We start from the raw sequence: 17,816 nt of genomic DNA, 5'->3' as shown, positions 1-17,816 counted from the left end.
GACAGATTATGAAGAGTGATTCAGTAAAAAAAGGCATGCAGCAGGCACCGCATCGTTCCCTGTTCCATGCCCTCGGAATGACGGAAGAAGAGATGGAGCGTCCGCTCGTCGGTATCGTCAGTTCCTATAATGAGATCGTACCGGGCCACATGAATCTGGATAAGATCGTGCAGGCGGTTAAGATGGGAGTCGCCATGGCAGGCGGAACTCCGGTCATGGTTCCGGCTATTGCCGTCTGTGACGGAATCGCCATGGGCCACATCGGCATGAAGTATTCCCTGGTTACGAGAGATTTGATCGCAGATTCCACAGAATGTCTGGCGAAGGCACATGCATTTGACGCTCTCGTCATGGTTCCCAACTGTGACAAGAATGTACCCGGACTTTTAATGGCAGCGGCGCGCATTAATGTACCCACCGTGTTCGTCAGCGGCGGACCAATGTTAGCGGGCCATGTGCAGGGCCACAAGACCAGCCTTTCCAGCATGTTTGAGGCGGTAGGCGCCTATACGGCCGGCACCATGACAGAAGAAGAAGTCAGGGAGTATGAGTGCAAGGCTTGTCCGACCTGCGGCTCCTGTTCCGGTATGTATACGGCCAACAGCATGAACTGCTTAACCGAGGTCCTGGGCATGGGCTTACAGGGAAATGGAACGATTCCGGCGGTTTACTCCGACCGGCTGAAGCTGGCAAAACACGCGGGCATGCAGGTCATGGAGATGTACCGCAGAAATATAAAACCGAGCGATATTATGACAGAGGCGGCCTTCCGGAACGCGCTCACCATGGATATGGCGCTTGGCTGCAGCACCAACAGCATGCTTCATCTGCCGGCGATCGCACACGAGGCCGGAGTGGAATTGAATGTAGATATTGCCAATGAACTGAGCGCAAAGACTCCGAACCTGTGCCACTTAGCACCGGCGGGGCCTACTTACATAGAAGATTTGAATGAGGCAGGCGGTATTTACGCGGTTATGAAGGAGATCAGCAAGCTGGGACTCTTAAACCTGGACTGCATGACCGTAACCGGCAGGACAGTCGGCGAGAACATTAAAAACAGTGTCAACTTAAATCCGGAGGTGATCCGTCCGGTAGAAAATCCATACAGCAAGACCGGCGGCATCGCTATCTTAAAGGGCAATTTAGCCCCTGATTCAGCAGTGGTAAAGCGATCCGCAGTGGCTCCTGAGATGCTAAAGCACGAAGGGCCGGCGAGAGTCTTCGACTGTGAAGAAGACGCGGTGGCTGCGATCAAAGGTGGAAAGATCGTGGCGGGCGACGTGGTCGTGATCCGTTATGAGGGACCGAAAGGCGGTCCTGGCATGAGAGAGATGCTTAACCCGACCTCGGTCATCGCAGGTATGGGACTTGGCTCGGAAGTGGCGCTGATCACAGACGGCCGTTTCTCCGGCGCGTCGAGAGGCGCATCCATCGGCCATGTGTGTCCGGAAGCTGCGACAGGCGGTCCGATCGCACTTGTCGAGGAAGGGGATATAATTCTCATTGATATCAACAACAACCGTCTCGACGTGAAGGTCTCCGATGAGGAGATGGCGGCGAGAAAGGCGAAATGGCAGCCAAGAGTTCCGGAAGTAACGACAGGATACTTAGCGCGTTATGCGGCTATGGCAGCACCGGCAAGCAAGGGGGCTATCCTGGAGGTACCGGGGAAATAAGGGCATTCTCAAAGTTTTCGAGAGCGCTCAATAAGAGAAAGGGAGTAAGGCGTATGAATAAATTGACAGGAGCAGAAATCGTAATTGAGTGCCTGAAAGAACAGGGTGTAGACACGGTATTCGGATATCCGGGAGGAACGATTCTCAATATTTACGATGCACTTTATAAACACCAGGATGAAATTACCCATATCCTGACCTCTCACGAGCAGGGCGCGGCTCACGCAGCTGACGGCTATGCGAGAGCTACCGGCAAAGTGGGCGTCTGCATGGCGACATCAGGACCTGGCGCTACCAACCTGGTAACGGGAATTGCGACCGCGTGTATGGATTCCATCCCGGTTGTGGCGATCACCTGCAACGTGGCTGTCAGCCTTCTCGGCCGTGACAGTTTCCAGGAAATCGATATTGCGGGCATTACCATGCCGATTACGAAATATAATTTTATTGTCAAGGATATAACGAAGCTGGCGGATACCATAAGGCGTGCCTTCACGATTGCACAGACCGGAAGACCTGGCCCTGTGTTAATCGATATCACCAAGGACGTTACCGCCAATTCCTGTGATTACGAATACAAGGCTCCGGAGCCGATCGAGCGCCAGAATTCGACAATCACTGAAGAAGACATGGAAAAGGCGCTGTACTTAATCCGCAATGCGAAAAAGCCGTTCATCTTTGCCGGCGGCGGCGCGGTGATTGCGGACGCGGCGGATGAGCTTAAGTCCTTCGCCCATAAGATTCAGGCCCCGGTGGCAGACAGTCTCATGGGAAAAGGCGCGTTTGACGGAACCGACGAGCTCTATACCGGTATGGTAGGGATGCACGGGACAAAGACCTCCAATTTCGGAATCACGGAATGCGACTTGCTGATCGTAGTGGGAGCGCGTTTCAGCGACCGTGTGACGGGCAATGCGGCCAAATTTGCGCCGAATGCGAAGATTCTCCAGTTTGACGTGGATCCGGCTGAGATCGACAAGAATGTGAAGACGTACGCCAGCGTGATCGGAGATGTCAAAACGATTCTCAAGAAGTTAAACGCACGGCTCGATCCGGTCAACCATGACGAGTGGCTGGCTCATATCGACCGTATGAAGGATATGTATCCGCTCCGCTACGACAAGAACCTCTTAACCGGTCCTTATGTGGTGGAACAGATTTACGAACTGACCCAGGGCGATGCGGTCATCACGACCGAGGTAGGCCAGCACCAGATGTGGGCCGCCCAGTTCTACAAATACAAACATCCCAGAACCTTTGTCACATCAGGGGGCCTTGGAACCATGGGCTACGGCCTTGGTGCCGCGCTGGGCGCGAAGATGGGATGCAAAGACAAGGTTGTTATCAATATCGCCGGCGACGGCTGCTTCCGTATGAATATGAACGAGATCGCAACTGCGACACGCTATAATATCCCGGTTATTCAGGTGGTATTAAACAATCATGTGCTTGGAATGGTACGTCAGTGGCAGACCTTGTTCTATGGAAAGAGATATTCCCATACAGTATTAAATGATGCGGTTGATTTTGTTAAGGTAGCAGAAGGAATGGGGGCGAAGGCCTATCGGGTAACCAGCAAGGAGGAGTTCATGCCGGTTCTTAAGGAAGCCATCGGGCTTAACATTCCTGTTGTTATAGATTGTCAGATCCATTGTGATGATAAGGTATTCCCGATGGTTTCTCCGGGAGCGCCAATTCAGGATGCGTTCGACGAAAATGATCTGAAGATTTAGAACCCTATCAAAGAGGAGGAAAGAGATATGAGCAGAGTGTACAATTTTTCCGCAGGACCGGCAGTACTGCCGGAAGAAGTCTTAAAGGAAGCGGCCGACGAGATGATGGATTACAGGGGCTGCGGCATGTCAGTTATGGAGATGAGCCACCGTTCCAAGATGTTCGAAACCATTATCAATGAGGCGGAAGCCGATTTAAGGGATTTAATGGGCATTCCGGACAACTACAGGGTGCTGTTCTTACAGGGCGGCGCTTCCCAGCAGTTTGCCATGGTTCCGATGAACTTAATGAAGAACCGTGTCGGCGATTACATCATCACGGGACAGTGGGCTAAGAAGGCGTATCAGGAGGCACAGCTTTATGGAAAGGCGAACGCCGTTGCATCAAGTGCCGACAAGACCTTCAGTTATATCCCGGATGTTTCCGATCTGCCGATATCTGAGGATGCGGATTACGTTTATATCTGTGAAAACAACACGATCTATGGTACAAAGTACAAAACGCTGCCGAATACAAAAGGAAAAACACTGGTAGCTGATATCTCCTCCTGTTTCTTATCAGAACCTGTTGACGTGGAAAAATACGGTCTGCTCTTCGGCGGTGCCCAGAAGAACGTAGGACCGGCTGGTGTGGTGATCGCCATTATCCGTGAGGATTTGATCACGGAAGACGTCCTTCCCGGAACACCAACCATGCTGCGCTACAAGACCCATGCGGACGCGGCGTCCTTATACAATACTCCGCCGGCATACGGCATCTACATCTGCGGCAAGGTCTTCAAATGGTTAAAGAACCGCGGCGGCCTGGCAGCGATGAAGGAGTACAATGAGAAAAAGGCGAATCTTCTGTACGATTTCCTGGATAACAGCAAGATGTTTAGGGGCACGGTAGAGAAGAAAGACCGCTCCTTAATGAATGTGCCGTTTGTAACCGGAGACGCCGATTTAGACGCTCTGTTTGTAAAGGAAGCAAAGGCGGCGGGCCTCGAGAACTTAAAGGGCCACAGATCCGTAGGCGGCATGCGTGCAAGCATCTACAATGCTATGCCGATGGAAGGCGTGGAAACGCTGGTTGCCTTTATGAAGGATTTTGAAGCCAGAAATGGTAAATAGGAAAGGGAGAGACGCGAATATGAAGAAGATATATTGCCTGAATGCCATTTCCAGCAAAGGAACGGCTTTGTTAAATGAAGAGTATGAGTTAACCGAGAATATGAAAGAGGCCTCCGGCGTGCTGGTAAGAAGCGCCTCCATGCATGAGATGGAGCTTCCTGATGATCTGCTTGCCGTAGCCCGTGCAGGTGCCGGAGTCAATAATATTCCGCTGGATGCGTGTGCGGACAAAGGAATTGTGGTATTTAATACTCCGGGAGCCAATGCCAACGGCGTAAAGGAACTGGTAATTGCCGGACTGATGCTGGCCTCCCGTGACGTGGTAGGCGGGATCAACTGGGTAAAGGATAATAAAGAAGACGAAAATATCGCCAAATCCGTGGAAAAGGCCAAGAAGGCATTTGCCGGATGCGAGATCAAGGGAAAGAAACTGGGTGTCATCGGACTGGGAGCGATCGGCGCGGAGGTGGCCAACGCGGCTGCATCCCTCGGTATGGAGGTCTACGGATACGACCCGTTTATCTCGGTCAATGCGGCGTGGATGCTTTCCAGAAATGTCAGGCATATCACCTCCGTGGAGACAATTTACCGCGAATGCGATTATATCACCATCCATGTGCCGCTGTTAGACAGCACCAGAGGAATGATTAAGAGTGAATCCATAGCCCAGATGAAGAACGGCGTGGTGATCTTAAACTTCTCCCGCGACGTGCTGGTGAATGAGGATGACATGGCGGAAGCGTTAAAGGCCAGGAAGGTAAAATGCTACGTAACGGATTTCCCGAACACAAAGTCTGTCAATATGGAAGGCGCCATCGTGATTCCGCATCTTGGAGCGTCCACAGAGGAATCCGAGGACAACTGTGCAAGAATGGCAGTTGAGGAGATCGTGGATTACATAGACAACGGCAATATCCGCAACTCCGTTAATTTCCCGGCGTGTGATATGGGCGTGTGCCAGATGGCAAGCCGTGTTGCGGTTATGCATTTGAATATCCCGAATATGATTGGCCAGGTAACTGGAACTCTCGCGGCCGGAAATGTCAACATTTCCGATATGACCAACAAGAGCCGTGATAAATACGCGTACACCTTACTGGATCTGGAGTCCACACCGGATGCAGTGACGATTCAGAAGCTTAATGCAATTAAGGGCGTTTTGCGGGTGCGTGTAATTAAGTAATGAAGCAATTAAATGCAGCAGTTCGGACGGGGCATGGAAGGATCCATGGCCCGTTTGGACGCTAAAGTGCTCATAGAAGAAAAGGAGAAAAAATGGCTGTAGTAAAACCATTTCCGTGTGTGAGACCGGATAAAAGGTATGCTGCCCGTGTGGCCGCACTCCCTTATGACGTGTATAACCGGAAGGAGGCGAAGGTAGTAACCTCCGCCAATCCGAAATCATTTTTAAATATTGACAGGCCGGAATCCCAGTTCCCGGACGACATGGACATGTATGACGACCGCGTCTACCATAAGGCAAAGGAGATGCTTGAGAGCTGGATCGCAGACGGGACTTTCGTGCAGGATCCTCTGGCGGCCTATTATATCTACGAGCTTACCATGGATGGAAGAAAGCAGACGGGAATCGTGGCGTGTTCCTCCATCGATGATTACGTGAATGGAGTGGTAAAAAAACACGAGAATACCCGTGAAGAGAAGGAACTGGACCGAATCCGGCACGTGGATACTACCGACGCGCAGACCGGCCCGATCTTCCTGGCGTACCGTTCCAACCCGATGATCAATAAAGTGGTGAATTTAAAGACGGGTACAGAGCCTCTGTATGACTTTACAGCAGAGGATGGGATCCGTCACCGTGTGTGGGAGATCGACAATGCGGATTCCATCCAGACGGTGGAAGAGGCATTTGCGGAAATTCCGGCCACGTATATCGCGGACGGCCATCACCGCGCGGCTTCCGCGGTTTCAGTTGGTTTGAAGCGGCGAGAAGAGAATCCGGACTATACGGGAAAGGAGCCGTTTAACTATTTCCTGTCAGTCTTATTCCCTGATGACCAGCTGATGATCATGCCCTACAACCGCGTGGTGAAGGATTTAAACGGCATGACGGAGGAAGAATTCTTAACCCGTGTGGAAGAAGCCGGCTTTTTAGTGGACTCTATGGGGACAGAAGGCTTTGCGCCTGTGGAAAAAGGAACCTTTGGAATGCATTTATGTGGAAAATGGTACCGTCTCACAGCGGTGGAGCGTTTACTTGACAGCGACCCGGTGAAGGGGCTGGACGTCTCCGTTCTCCAGGATCACCTGCTGGGCCCGGTTCTTTCAATCGGTGATCCGAGAGTCGATCAGAGAATTGATTTTATCGGCGGAATCCGGGGGCTTTCGGAGCTGGAAAAAAGGTGCAGAGAGGATATGACAGTAGCGTTTTCCATGTATCCGACCTCGATCGAAGAGCTGTTCCATGTGGCCGATGCGGGCCTGTTGATGCCGCCAAAGTCCACGTGGTTTGAACCGAAGCTGCGGAGCGGGTTGTTTATACATCTGCTGCGCAGGAGGTAGAGTAAGCAGAAAGAGCAGAAAGTGTGAAAACTTTCCTGCTCTTTTTTTGATTAATTGCTGATTTAGTACGATTAAATACAGTAACAATGTTTACGCCTGCACAAAAAATAAAACATTTTGACGATTGAAAAATACAACTGTATATGGTAAAATAGAAACATCGATAAATATCGGGAATACTGTAAATATACTTTCAATAAGCTGTTCAGAGATTGGAGATATTTTATGGTATTCTTTTGATTGCAATGTAAATATGGAACTGGTTGATTTTATGTCATTGCCGGCGCTGGCGGGCGGGGAGAAATCGGTATCCCCCACTGACGTAAAGTCAAGCCGCGGGAGGGAAAGCTATGAATAATTTTGAATACTGTGTCCCCACAAAAGTGATTTTCGGCAGGGACACGCAGAAGCGTGCAGGAGAAATCATCAGAGAGTACGGTTTCCGAAAGGTTATGATCCACTATGGCGGCGGCAGCGTGAAGCGAAGCGGCCTTTTGGATCAGGTGACGGCATCTTTGGAAGAAGCAGGAATTGAATTCATACTCTTTGGCGGTGTGCAGGCGAATCCGACGCTGTCTAAGGCGCTGGAAGGCATGGAGATCTGCCGCCGTGAGAACGTGGACTTTATCCTGGCGGTAGGAGGCGGCAGTGTGATCGACTCCGCAAAGTGTATTGCAGATGGGACACCGAATCCGGAGATTGACCCATGGAAATACTTTATGAAGGAAGCCGTTCCTCCGAAGGCACTTCCCCACGGTAATATTCTGACGCTGTCCGCCTCGGGAAGTGAGACGAGCCAGTCCTGCGTGATCACCAATGAAGAGAATGGTCTGAAACGAGGCTTTAACTGTCCGACCCATCGGCCGCTTTTTGCTGTCTGCAATCCGGAGCTGACCTTTACGGTGAACAGATTCCAGACCGGATGCGGGACTGTGGATATTCTGATGCATACGCTGGAACGGTATTTAGGCGGCACTACAAAGGATACGGCGCTGACAGACCGTATCGCAGAGGGGCTTATGAAGGCCGTCATAGAGGCAGGAACCGCAGCGGACTTAAACCCTGAAGATTATGAGGCGAGAGCGACCCTGATGTGGGCGGGAAGTCTTTCCCATAATGATTTAACCGGATTGGGACGGGAGGTCATGATGACGGTTCATCAGCTGGAACATGAGCTGTCGGGGAAATATCCGGAGGTGGCTCACGGCGCTGGTCTTTCCGCGCTCTTCTGTTCCTGGGCCAGATACGTCTGCGGTGACGATCCCATGCGGTTCGCCCAGCTGGCTGTCCGTGTCTGGGATGTGGAGATGAATTTCGAGAACCCGCTAAAGACTGCGCTGGATGGCATTCAGCGGATGGAGGATTATTTTAAGAGCCTGAATATGCCGGTTCGGCTGACGGAACTGGAAGCCGACGTGAAGGAAGAGGACTTTGACGAGATGGCTGAAAAGTGTACGAACTTTGGCAGACGGGTGCTTCCGGGAATCAGAGAGTTGGGGAAGCATGAGATGATGGATATCTATCGAATGTCACTTTAGGGATGAAATAAGGCAGACGGTAAACGCAGCAAATCAGCGCTTTCCGCCTGCCTTATATACATCCCGGAACGCCTCCACCATGCGGTCATATGCAGCCCTTTCAAAACACCAGCCAGGTTCTGCGATCCACTGGATATGAGCCTCGTTTTGCATGTAGGGCTTCGTATAGTTGCGTCTTCTTCGAATCAGTTCCTCATCCCAGTGTGAGGAAATCCACTGCCGGTATTCTGCGCTGTCACACGGCTCACAGGCGATATTATCGCCGTACTGTTCCCAGTCTTCATCCGTATATGCCTCCAGGCAAAGGATTCCGGAACGTTTTTCCAGATTGAAGTCTTCGTTCTCATGAGTCAGACGTCCCAGCTTTTCCCAGAAGACGAGATTTTCTGTTTTTCGTATTCTGGCCAGGATGACGATGCAGCTTAGATCGCAGTCGTCTTCACAGACCAGAATCGGTACATTGAGCGTTTCCGGCGAGTCGATCATTTCCCAGATGAAACGGTTGTCCGCCTTCCATATCAGTTCGCCGGTCCAGGCCGGAAGGAGTCCGGTGAGAGAACCGAAGGGCTCTAAATCGGGACAGCCGCCTGCATGCACCCACTCGTCCAGATAAGTGACAATCGCCTTGCCGTCGATAATCCAGTAATACTCTTTATAATCATAGGCGGTCCGAATAAGGTCCATGCGGATCGTATGAAGATGAGAACTGCGTATGGCAGTGAGCCTCTTTCCATACATCAGTTCCATCAGGGACAGGCCCAGCGGCCCGGTCAGCCTCTTTAAGACAGAGGCACGGAAAAGAGCCGTACCTTGTTCGTACGACTCCAGTAATTCCACAGAGATTCCGGCCTTTTCGGCCAGCTCCTGTTCCGTTAAATGATTTACAATTCGCTGTTCTCTGATCAATGCTCCGGTTTTGACTGGATTCATGACTGTATCCCCTTTTTCTGTATGTGTGGATGCAGCCCCTTTTTTTAGCTAATCGGGAATATGCTGTTCCTCCGGCAAAGGGGCGTGGGGCACAAAGTTGTTCGGAATATCCGGGTCCTTCATGTCGTAAATGCGGTCGTACTCTTTGGTTTCCTGATTCTTAAGCGTCTCTGAGCGGTTCATGGACAGGAACTTCGTGAGTTCGTAGCAATCCACCCAGATCTCGTTGTTTCCTTCTTTCTGAGACTCATCAAAAATAAGCTGAAGGCCGAAATGCAGGTGCGCCTCATCGATATTGTTGGTGTTCTCCGTCCGGCTGTAACCGGTCCTTCCCAGATAGCCGATGACATCGCCGGCTGTGATAATACTTCCCTGCTTGAGGGATTTATGGTAGGGATAATTTTTCCGTAAATGCGCGTAATAGTAGTACCGCTTTCCGTCAAAGCTGCGGATACCGAGTCTCCAGCCGCCGTACTGGTTCCAACCGATGGCCTCCACATATCCCGATTCCACGGCGATCACGGGAGTACCGACCTGACCCATCATATCGTGACCCAGATGCTGGCGCTTGTAGCCGTAGGAACGGGAGACACCGAAGTCGTCGTAATCCTGATAAGGAAATCCCTTGGCGATGGGAGAAAACGCTTTTAAACCATATTTTGTGACCCATACGCGGTCCGGGTCCGTGGTCCCGTCGGAGTTGACCGCCGGAGTGGCGAATAAGGGCGCATTTTCCGCGGCGATCTGAATGTCGTACTGACCGACGAGACCGTCTAAAACGGCGCCGTAGGCCTGGCGGTAATATGTGTAATACTTCATATTTGCGGTCAGCTCCTCCAGCGTTTTACCGGATAAGAGCTGTTCTGCCAGCGTATCTAAGTCCTTGGTGGAGTATTTGGAAAAATCTCCGCCGTACCGTGTCCCTAAATAGGAGAGCAGATCCACCCAGTTTAGATGGGGGCTGGACTGGCAGGTGTTGACATCGTACCGGAACGCCTCCTGCATGGCCTTGGCCGTTACCTTAAAGTCTACCCACTTGATATACTTCTTCGCCTCGGAGGAGGTGGCTTTTCCGTCCTGGTTCGACGCCGGAAAAGAGAATTTTCCGCCTGGGGTGATCAGAAAAAGGGATACTAAAAGGAGTGTCAGTACGATGACCTCTATGTAAATAATAATATGGTGCAGAGTCTCTGGCGATTCTGCAATTCGTTCTTTCCATGTTTTCATAAGAAAATCTCCTCCATCTCATCCTATGCGGAGAGTGGAGAGAATATGAAATTTTATGAAAGAGGGATGATATCCCCGTCACGCGGCACAAAGATACCGCCATGGAACAGTGCTTCCGCATCTGCCGTATACCGTTCCCTGCGATGTTCCAGATCCGTGTCCTCGGTGTGCCACAGCACGATATTTTCCGCGTTCATGTCTCTGGCGGTTTCGGCCGCGTCTCTGGCGGTGCTGTGGTGCTTTTCATACGGTTTAAAACGGTCCCTGTCTTCATACAGGCAGAAGGCCTCATGAAGCAGCCAGGTGCTGTTTTCCACATAGGGGGCGCAGAGCGTATTCAATGGCTCATCCCCGCAGCAGGTGAGTTTCTGCCCGTCTGAGAGTATGGCGGTAAAGCCGAACTGTTTTGCCTTGGTGGAGTGGATGTCGAAGAAGGTGACGTCCATGCCCAGTATCTGCCGCTGTTCTCCGTCAGAGACGGGAATCAGTACGATGCGGTCCCCGATGAGGCGGCACAGCTTTTCCTGAAGCGTCAGACGGCACAGGGTCTCGATGGCCGGCAATAAGTCCTTGTGGCTGTATAAATGCAGCTTCCCCTCATAGGAGCCGTTTAAAATCTTCGTGCCGATGAAACGTACCATCCAGACGATTCCCAGTATGTGGTCTGTGTGGCTGTGTGTGACGAAGATATGGTGGATGTGGGCCATATTCACATCCATGTCCTGGAGAACTCTCAGAATGCCGTTGCCGCCGCCTGCGTCCGTCATGAAAAATTCCCCGTTCTTTTCTATGGCAAAGCACGTATTATAACACCGTGTCACAGCGGCGTGACCGGTTCCGAATACATATAACTGTTCCACTTTCTGCCTCCTGATTACAGACAGCCGGATCTGGGCTGTCCTGTGTATTGAATGCCATATGCGGCAAGATTCCCTGCTCCGGGGCCTTACGCCCCTCTGTAAGTATGTTACTACAACATAAAAAAATCTGCAAGTCCCGCGGGGCAGTATGGGGCTTTCAAAAGGCCATATTTTGTGTTACTATTACTTTATTAGAGATGCGGCTGCATGGTATGGAAAGGGAAAGGAGGGACGGTCTGCATGGACTCAGGCAGCGGCATGATGGGTGAGGAGAGAGGATTATGAGAGACTTAGCTTACTTGAAGCTGATGTCGCGGGAGTATCCGACGATCAAGGCGGCCTCCAGCGAGATCATTAACTTAACGGCGATTCAGGGGCTTCCAAAGGGAACCGAGTACTTTTTCAGTGACCTGCACGGAGAGTATGAGGCATTTATCCATCTGCTCCGCAGCGCTTCCGGTATTATCCGGGAAAAGATCACGGAGACATTCGGACATATTATTCCGGAAAAAGAAGAGGTGGAACTGGCTAACATGATCTACTATCCCGAGCGGGTGGTGAGCCAGATGCAGTTGAAGGGTCTGGCTACGGACGACTGGCAGAGAGTTGCCATATACCGTCTGGTTCAGATCTGCAAGGTGGTTTCTTCCAAATACACCCGTTCCAAGGTGAGAAAGAAAATGCCGCCGGAATTTGCCTATGTGATCGATGAACTTCTTCATGTGGATTATAATGACGACAATAAACGGGTATACTACAGCGAGATTATCCGTTCGATTATCGACATCCGGGTCGGAGATAAATTTATTATTGCGCTGTGTGAACTGATTCAGAATCTGACGATCGACAGTCTGCATATTATCGGCGATATTTTTGACAGAGGCCCCAGGGCGGATATTATTATGAAAGAGCTGATGCAGTTCCATGATGTGGATATCCAGTGGGGAAACCATGATATTTCCTGGATGGGAGCGGCAACCGGCAACCTGGCCTGCATCTGCAATGTGCTGCGTATTGCGATCAGCTACAACAGCTTCGATGTGCTGGAAGACGGCTACGGAATCAATCTCCGTCCGCTGTCCATGTTCGCGGCCAGGGTTTACCACAATGATCCGTGCGAGCGCTTTGTCCCGCAGATCCTGGATGAGAATATCTACGATGCGGTGGATCCGGGTCTGGCGGCCAAGATGCACAAGGCCATCGCCATCATTCAGTTCAAGGTGCAGGGCCAGATTATCGGGCGCCATCCGGAGTATGAGATGGATGACAGGAGACTTCTGGAGGCTGTTGATTTCGATCGGGGTGTGGTGGTGCTGGAGGGAAGGGAATATCCGATGCTGGATCTGTCATTTCCAACGGTGGACCCTAAGGATCCGCTCCGATTAACGGCAGAGGAGGAAGACCTTCTTCATACGCTTCAGCTGTCATTTAAACACAATGAGCTTTTGCATAAGCATATCCGTTTCCTCTATTCTCATGGAAGTCTTTACAAATGCTATAATTCCAATCTGCTTTACCATGGCTGTATCCCGATGAAGGAGGATGGAAGCTTCGACGAGATCGTGGTGGGCGGCATTTCCTATTCAGGACAGGCGCTGATGGACTATGTGGACCGGAAGGTGCAGAACGCGTATTTCATGGCGGAGGAATCGCCGGAAAAGGAAGATGCCATGGACTTCATGTGGTATCTGTGGTGCGGGGCTAAGTCACCGGTTTACGGAAAAGGCAAGATGACGACCTTCGAACACTATTTTATCGAGGACCCCGCCACTCACAAAGAACCGATGAATCCGTATTACCGGCTCAGCGTTAAGGAAGAGACGTGTGACCGGATCCTGGAGGAGTTTGGGCTTCCAAAGTCGGGTTCCCATATTATCAACGGCCACGTGCCCGTTAAAATCAAGGAGGGAGAGTCTCCTGTAAAGGCGGGAGGGAAGCTTTTCATCATTGACGGAGGCCTGTCGAAGGCGTACCAGTCCAGGACCGGAATCGCCGGGTATACCCTGATTTATAATTCCAATCACCTGGCCCTGGCCGAGCACAAGCCCTTTGACCCGGAAAAAGAGAGCACGCCCCGGGTATCCATTGTGGAGAATATGCATAAGCGGGTCATGGTGGCGGACACGGACAAGGGAGTGGAGCTGGCTGGGCGCATTGCGGATCTGAAGGAACTGGTAGGCGCTTACAGAGAAGGCATATTAAAGGAAAAAGTAGAATAATTATGAAATTTTAATAATTAATTTACAGAAGATTCCTTTACGTAGCCTGGGGGAAATGGTATACTAGGAAAGGTCAGTTACTTTACTGAAGGAGGCTTCAATGAGCAGACAGGAGTTTTTACAGCGTTTGCGGGACACGCTGACCGGCGAAGTGCCTGGAAATGTGATTGAGGAAAATATAAGATACTACGACGATTATATCAGAACGGAGACGGCGGGCGGCCAGACGGAAGACGAAGTGACCGGTGCGATCGGAGATCCGAGGCTGATCGCTAAGACGATCATGGAGGCCACGGAGAATGCCAGAGAGGGCGGAAGCTACCAGTCTGCGTATGATACGTACCGGAACGAGGGCCAGACGGTATATGAGGAAGAGGCCGGACCGGGCCGCCATTTCCACTTTGTCGATTTGAACAAGTGGTATTGGAAGCTTCTGGCTGTGGTTGTGACAGTGCTGTTCTTCTTCATAGTCGCAAGTATTGTGACCGGTTTATTCAGTCTTCTGATACCTCTCATGGGACCGCTTCTTCTGATTCTTCTGGTGGTCTGGTTAATCCGGGGCCCCAGGCGGTAAAAAGAAAATTATTAAAAACAGATTATAAATATTACAAAAGTGTAACGGCAGTTATACCGGTGTTTTCGGTATAGCTGCCGTTTTTGCCTGATTTTTGCTTGACATATGACGATGAGTAGAGTATACTAGTTTTTGTAACATTTATGTAACATATTACATAATGATAAACAAACGAAATAAAAACGTAAGAATCAGGAGTTGGAAAAACATGTGGAACAAAACTTGGAAAGTGCTGGGGGTCATCGGCCTCTATGCGGTTCTGGCCTGGCATTCACCGGTTACCGTAAAAGCGGCAGAGATCGAAGTGGAAACAAGTACAACACTGTATGCGAAGATAGATGCGCCGGACGTCGTGGTACGGAAGGCAAAGAACGCGGGCGGAGAGGCAGTTACAAAAGTCTTACGGGGGCAGACTTATGAAGTTGCCGCACCGGCAGAAGGCGGCTGGGTAAAGATCAGCACTGCGGAAGGCGAGGGGTACATACCGAGCAATCGGGCGACCCTGATCGAGAAGACAAAGGAAAAAGTGGATGAAAGCGTGAAGCTGCGTCAGGATGTGGTGAATTATGCGCTTCAGTTTGTTGGAAACCGTTACGTATATGGCGGGACGGACCCGAATACCGGAGCCGACTGTTCCGGATTCACAAGATATATCATGCAGCACGCGGCAGGCGTTTCCTTGAGCCACAGCTCCAGAGCACAGTCGGGAGAGGGACGCAGCGTCAGCTACAGCGACATTAAACCGGGTGATTTGATTTTCTACGGCGGCAAGGGCTATATCAATCATGTGGCTATGTATATCGGCAACGGACAGATTGTACATGCCTCCACGGAACGGACGGGAATCAAGATATCCAACGCGACGTACCGGACGCCTGTCAAGGTAGTCAGAGTGCTGAATTGATATGGAAAATAATGGAATGTTATCGGAATGAAATAATACTTGACTGAAAAGCAAGGTAAATGTATAATAAACGTAATGATTTTAACAATTACGTAATAATTAGAACGAAAAAGTAAAAAACAGGAGCAATGTCCCAATGATAAAGAATACATGGAAAACATTAAGCCTTTTGGCTTTCTGTGGAGCAATCGTACTTGCAAATCCGGCAGATGCCAAAGCGGATGAAGTTTCCGGACCAGGACTCAGTTCAGGTAATTATATCGCAACAGTTGAAGCAGAGACCGTGAATATCAGCACGGATGAGAGCGGCCAGGAAATATTGATGGCAGCTTCCAGGGGATCATCATTCCAGGTCGTGGAAGACATGGGTGACGGATTCGTGAAAGTGAAGGTTAAGGATACATACGGTTATCTTCCGGTCGACGGAAACGCAACAGTTACCCAGACCGACGAGGCGACGATCGCCGCACTGGAAGCAGCATACGATGCTCCTGCGGAGTTCAGACAGAGTGTTGTCAATTACGCACTGCAGTTTGTGGGCGGACGTTACGCCTATGGCGGCAGTGATCCTCATACCGGAGTGGATTGTTCCGGATTTACAAGATACATCATGCAGCATGCGGCAGGTATTTCTTTAAACCGTTCTTCAGGCGGACAGGCTTCCCAGGGAGTAGCTGTGAGTTCTGACCAGATGAAGCCCGGTGATCTGATTTTTTACGGGAACGGAAGATCGATCAATCACGTAGCCATGTATATCGGCAATGGACAGATCGTACACTCCTCCACCTATAAAACGGGAATCAAGATTTCTCAGTGGAATTACCGGACTCCCGTCAAGATTGTCAATGTCATTGGCGAATAATGGACAAGCGGATAACTGGATTTTCGATAAGGGATATAAGACTCCCGGCACTGGCTGCCGGGAGTCTTTTGCGTCCGTCGGGATTAAAAATATGGTCAAAAAAGGAAGAGCCCGGATAGGGGAGCTATCCAGACTCTTCTGAGGGGAGTATAAATAATTAATAAGGATGAGGAAATCTAATTCCTCACTCTAATTATAATATAGGCAGATGAAAAAAGCAAAGTTATTTTTTATAATTTTTTGTATAATATTTGAGGAATCAGCCATACTAACCGTGTAACAAAAAATCCGACAGGAGGTATCATAAGATGTCTAATAACAACTACAATGATAACTACAACGATTGCAGCAATTCTTCCAAGAACAGCAATCAGAACAACAGCCAGAACAGCAACAAGAATAACAGCCAGAACAACAGCCAGAACAGCAACAAGAACAACAGCCAGAACAGCAGCCGCAACAACAGCCAGAACAACAGCCAGAACAGCAGCCGCAACAACAACCAGAATAACAGCCAGAATAAGTCTGACTATTAATCTGTCTGGTGGTACGAAAATAAGGACTTGCCAATAAGTTCATGATTTCGTCGAAAAGCACAGGGAAACGATGCGAAAGCATATCTCCCTGTGCTTTTTGATTGTAAGGACTCCTTTCATGCAGTCACGATCAGAAAGATAAACTTTTCACGGGTCGTGAATATAATGGTAATAGAAAGGACAGGTGATTGTATGTTCAAGACAATACCGATTGGTGAAGTCGATTATTATATAGAAAATGAGTACGATATGATGCTGATTGATCTGCGAAATGCCGCATCGTATCAGAGAGCCCATTTAAATGGGGCTGTCAATATTCCGTATGAGGAAATGGAGCAGAGAGTTTCCGAACTTCCAAAAGATAAACTGCTGGTATTTTACTGTGCGAGAGGCGGACAAAGTATGATGGTATGCCGCTATCTGGCCCGTATGGGGTATTCTGTGCTGAATGTGGCCAATGGAATCGCCTATTACCGCGGAAAATATCTGGTTCGAGGGTAAATTTATTGACAGATACGCCCTGTAAGACTTAAAATATACCTATTAATGCAAGAAGGAGAATTTACTTATGAAATATATGATTGCGTCCGATATCCACGGTTCCGCGTTCTATTGCAGAAAGCTGCTGGAAGCGTTTGAGGCATCCGGAGCGAATCGCCTTGTTTTACTGGGAGATATTCTTTATCACGGACCGAGAAATGATCTGCCGAAGGAATATGCTCCTAAAGAGGTGCTGGCCATGTTAAACGGCTGTAAAGACAGAATCTACTGTGTCAGGGGAAACTGTGACACGGAGGTGGACCAGATGGTGCTGGAATTTCCCGTGATGGCGGACTATGCGCTGCTGGCGATTGATGGAATCACCATCTATGCCACACATGGCCACGTTTATCATGAGAATCACCTTCCACCCATGCAGAAAGGGGATGTGCTGCTTCATGGGCACACCCATGTGCTCCGGGCGGATCAGTGCGGGGATATCACCATCTTAAATCCCGGCTCTGTATCCATACCGAAGGAAGGCAATCCGCCGACATACGCGATTTTGGAGGCTGGGGTCTTTCGGATCCTGGATTTCGAGGGCCGCGTGATTAAAGAAAAGAACCTGGGAGAATAAA

General features: G+C 50.1%; 16 protein-coding genes. 13 read left to right on the top strand and 3 right to left on the bottom strand.

Going from position 1 to position 17,816, the window contains the following annotated elements; genetic code table 11:
• The first annotated feature begins 8 nt into the window (after window positions 1–8).
• The 6 genes from ilvD (at window position 9) to H8S75_RS05650 (ending at window position 8,586) form a co-directional block, all read left to right on the top strand.
• Window positions 9–1,679 carry a dihydroxy-acid dehydratase gene (ilvD, locus tag H8S75_RS05675; protein WP_055660674.1) on the top strand — a complete coding sequence of 557 codons (1,671 nt, stop codon included), beginning with the start codon at window positions 9–11 and terminating at the stop codon, window positions 1,677–1,679.
• Window positions 1,680–1,732: 53 nt separating this feature from the next.
• Window positions 1,733–3,412: a biosynthetic-type acetolactate synthase large subunit gene (ilvB, locus tag H8S75_RS05670; protein ID WP_055660676.1), complete on the top strand. Its 1,680-nt coding sequence runs from the start codon at window positions 1,733–1,735 to the stop codon at window positions 3,410–3,412.
• A 27-nt stretch (window positions 3,413–3,439) separates the two neighbouring features.
• On the top strand, window positions 3,440–4,525 hold the full coding sequence (gene serC, locus H8S75_RS05665; protein WP_002604619.1) for a 3-phosphoserine/phosphohydroxythreonine transaminase: 1,086 nt from the start codon (window positions 3,440–3,442) through the stop codon (window positions 4,523–4,525).
• Window positions 4,526–4,544: 19 nt separating this feature from the next.
• On the top strand, window positions 4,545–5,708 hold the full coding sequence (locus H8S75_RS05660; protein ID WP_187019985.1) for a phosphoglycerate dehydrogenase: 1,164 nt from the start codon (window positions 4,545–4,547) through the stop codon (window positions 5,706–5,708).
• Between the two features lie 92 nt (window positions 5,709–5,800).
• On the top strand, window positions 5,801–7,048 hold the full coding sequence (locus H8S75_RS05655; RefSeq protein WP_187019983.1) for a DUF1015 domain-containing protein: 1,248 nt from the start codon (window positions 5,801–5,803) through the stop codon (window positions 7,046–7,048).
• Window positions 7,049–7,398: 350 nt separating this feature from the next.
• Window positions 7,399–8,586 (top strand): iron-containing alcohol dehydrogenase, encoded by a 1,188-nt coding sequence (locus H8S75_RS05650; RefSeq protein WP_187019982.1) that lies wholly within the window; start codon window positions 7,399–7,401, stop codon window positions 8,584–8,586.
• A gap of 33 nt (window positions 8,587–8,619) precedes the next feature.
• Here H8S75_RS05650 and H8S75_RS05645 read toward each other — a convergent pair whose 3' ends face one another.
• Genes H8S75_RS05645 through H8S75_RS05635 form a run of 3 tightly spaced genes read right to left on the bottom strand, consistent with a single transcriptional unit; the run spans window position 8,620 to window position 11,603 of the window.
• Window positions 8,620–9,516 carry a helix-turn-helix domain-containing protein gene (locus H8S75_RS05645; RefSeq protein ID WP_243270187.1) on the bottom strand — a complete coding sequence of 299 codons (897 nt, stop codon included), beginning with the start codon at window positions 9,514–9,516 and terminating at the stop codon, window positions 8,620–8,622.
• Between the two features lie 48 nt (window positions 9,517–9,564).
• Complete coding sequence (locus H8S75_RS05640; RefSeq protein ID WP_187019980.1) at window positions 9,565–10,743, bottom strand: M23 family metallopeptidase; 1,179 nt, start codon at window positions 10,741–10,743, stop codon at window positions 9,565–9,567.
• Window positions 10,744–10,796: 53 nt separating this feature from the next.
• A complete protein-coding gene (locus H8S75_RS05635; RefSeq protein WP_187019978.1) occupies window positions 10,797–11,603 on the bottom strand; it encodes an MBL fold metallo-hydrolase in 807 nt (268 codons plus the stop codon).
• A gap of 281 nt (window positions 11,604–11,884) precedes the next feature.
• On the opposite strand from H8S75_RS05635, the gene H8S75_RS05630 reads away from it, so the two are divergent.
• The 7 genes from H8S75_RS05630 (at window position 11,885) to yfcE (ending at window position 17,815) form a co-directional block, all read left to right on the top strand.
• Entirely contained in the window at window positions 11,885–13,822 is a 1,938-nt protein-coding gene (locus H8S75_RS05630) for a fructose-1,6-bisphosphatase (RefSeq protein WP_187019977.1), read from the top strand.
• 100 nt (window positions 13,823–13,922) lie between these two features.
• The gene (locus H8S75_RS05625; RefSeq protein WP_002604611.1) at window positions 13,923–14,396 is read left to right on the top strand and encodes a DUF1700 domain-containing protein; all 474 of its coding nucleotides are present in this window, start codon (window positions 13,923–13,925) and stop codon (window positions 14,394–14,396) included.
• 208 nt (window positions 14,397–14,604) lie between these two features.
• The gene (locus tag H8S75_RS05620) at window positions 14,605–15,300 is read left to right on the top strand and encodes a C40 family peptidase (protein WP_187019975.1); all 696 of its coding nucleotides are present in this window, start codon (window positions 14,605–14,607) and stop codon (window positions 15,298–15,300) included.
• A 136-nt stretch (window positions 15,301–15,436) separates the two neighbouring features.
• Window positions 15,437–16,162 carry a C40 family peptidase gene (locus tag H8S75_RS05615; protein WP_187019974.1) on the top strand — a complete coding sequence of 242 codons (726 nt, stop codon included), beginning with the start codon at window positions 15,437–15,439 and terminating at the stop codon, window positions 16,160–16,162.
• Between the two features lie 308 nt (window positions 16,163–16,470).
• Window positions 16,471–16,698: a hypothetical protein gene (locus H8S75_RS05610; RefSeq protein WP_187019972.1), complete on the top strand. Its 228-nt coding sequence runs from the start codon at window positions 16,471–16,473 to the stop codon at window positions 16,696–16,698.
• A 192-nt stretch (window positions 16,699–16,890) separates the two neighbouring features.
• The gene (locus H8S75_RS05605) at window positions 16,891–17,199 is read left to right on the top strand and encodes a rhodanese-like domain-containing protein (RefSeq protein WP_002604607.1); all 309 of its coding nucleotides are present in this window, start codon (window positions 16,891–16,893) and stop codon (window positions 17,197–17,199) included.
• A gap of 67 nt (window positions 17,200–17,266) precedes the next feature.
• Entirely contained in the window at window positions 17,267–17,815 is a 549-nt protein-coding gene (gene yfcE / locus H8S75_RS05600) for a phosphodiesterase (RefSeq protein WP_187019969.1), read from the top strand.
• Window position 17,816 lies beyond the last annotated feature (1 nt).

Origin of the sequence: Hungatella hominis (assembly GCF_014288005.1) — a bacterium.
GTDB classification, from domain to species: domain Bacteria; phylum Bacillota; class Clostridia; order Lachnospirales; family Lachnospiraceae; genus Hungatella; species Hungatella effluvii.
Note: the sequence above shows the minus strand (reverse complement) of the source record. Positions and strands in the feature narration are given on the sequence as shown.

Bases quoted from the DNA above. Each gene is read 5' to 3' on its own strand.
- H8S75_RS05660 (WP_187019985.1), top strand. From the start codon at position 4,545: ATGAAGAAGATATATTGCCTGAATGCCATTTCCAGCAAAGGAACGGCT.
- H8S75_RS05640 (WP_187019980.1), bottom strand. From the start codon at position 10,743: ATGAAAACATGGAAAGAACGAATTGCAGAATCGCCAGAGACTCTGCAC.
- H8S75_RS05645 (WP_243270187.1), bottom strand. From the start codon at position 9,516: ATGAATCCAGTCAAAACCGGAGCATTGATCAGAGAACAGCGAATTGTA.
- H8S75_RS05620 (WP_187019975.1), top strand. From the start codon at position 14,605: ATGTGGAACAAAACTTGGAAAGTGCTGGGGGTCATCGGCCTCTATGCG.
- H8S75_RS05605 (WP_002604607.1), top strand. From the start codon at position 16,891: ATGTTCAAGACAATACCGATTGGTGAAGTCGATTATTATATAGAAAAT.
- H8S75_RS05625 (WP_002604611.1), top strand. From the start codon at position 13,923: ATGAGCAGACAGGAGTTTTTACAGCGTTTGCGGGACACGCTGACCGGC.
- H8S75_RS05610 (WP_187019972.1), top strand. From the start codon at position 16,471: ATGTCTAATAACAACTACAATGATAACTACAACGATTGCAGCAATTCT.
- H8S75_RS05615 (WP_187019974.1), top strand. From the start codon at position 15,437: ATGATAAAGAATACATGGAAAACATTAAGCCTTTTGGCTTTCTGTGGA.
- serC (WP_002604619.1), top strand. From the start codon at position 3,440: ATGAGCAGAGTGTACAATTTTTCCGCAGGACCGGCAGTACTGCCGGAA.
- H8S75_RS05630 (WP_187019977.1), top strand. From the start codon at position 11,885: ATGAGAGACTTAGCTTACTTGAAGCTGATGTCGCGGGAGTATCCGACG.
- H8S75_RS05650 (WP_187019982.1), top strand. From the start codon at position 7,399: ATGAATAATTTTGAATACTGTGTCCCCACAAAAGTGATTTTCGGCAGG.
- yfcE (WP_187019969.1), top strand. From the start codon at position 17,267: ATGAAATATATGATTGCGTCCGATATCCACGGTTCCGCGTTCTATTGC.
- H8S75_RS05655 (WP_187019983.1), top strand. From the start codon at position 5,801: ATGGCTGTAGTAAAACCATTTCCGTGTGTGAGACCGGATAAAAGGTAT.
- ilvB (WP_055660676.1), top strand. From the start codon at position 1,733: ATGAATAAATTGACAGGAGCAGAAATCGTAATTGAGTGCCTGAAAGAA.
- ilvD (WP_055660674.1), top strand. From the start codon at position 9: ATGAAGAGTGATTCAGTAAAAAAAGGCATGCAGCAGGCACCGCATCGT.